This window comes from Streptomyces doebereineriae (assembly GCF_031845645.1).
In the GTDB taxonomy this organism is placed as follows: Bacteria; Actinomycetota; Actinomycetes; order Streptomycetales; family Streptomycetaceae; genus Streptomyces; species Streptomyces canus.
Genome location: NZ_JAVREZ010000129.1, coordinates 1 through 491, shown reverse-complemented (window position 1 = coordinate 491; position 491 = coordinate 1). Strand labels below are relative to the sequence as shown.

General features: G+C 67.6%; 1 protein-coding gene and 1 pseudogene. Both read right to left on the bottom strand.

Features of this window, described 5'->3' with window-relative positions:
- A pseudogene (locus RNB18_RS51055) lies at positions 1 to 341 on the bottom strand (hypothetical protein); the annotation flags it as partial.
- Entirely contained in the window at positions 338 to 484 is a 147-nt protein-coding gene (locus tag RNB18_RS54000; protein ID WP_394817807.1) for a response regulator transcription factor, read from the bottom strand. The gene RNB18_RS54000 and the pseudogene RNB18_RS51055, both read right to left, overlap by 4 nt.
- Positions 485 to 491: the final 7 nt, after the last annotated feature.

Sequence of the window (491 nt, the reverse complement as noted above, 5' to 3'; positions counted from 1 at the left end):
TCCCAGGACCATGCGGTGGGCAGCGAGTGCGGCCAGGGAAAGGCCATCACCAGGCCGACCGAACCGGCCCAGATCCACACCCGGGCGCGCGGGGCTCCGCCGCGGGCGAGGGCATACAGCGGGAAGATGGCCGGTAACCATAGGTAGCTGCTGGCGAGGGCGGGCATCGAGGCCGCCAGGACCGCCTGGGGGAAGCGGTTGCGGAACGGCAGGGCGAGCGCGGCGACCACCGCCCAGGGCAGCACCCAGGCCGGGCCGAGCGTACGGGTGGCGCCGATCTCCACCAGGGCCAGGGAGACGACGGCGGCCTCGGCCAGGAAATGCTTTTTGGAAATGCTCATGCCAATCCCGCCTTTTGTGCGACGGAGGCGAGCACCACCCTGTTGGGAACTCCCAGTTTGCTTTTGAGTACACCCACATGAGTCTTCACGGTGGTAACGCCGATATTGAGCTGGCGGGCGATTTCGGCGTTCTGGAGACCCAGCGCGAGA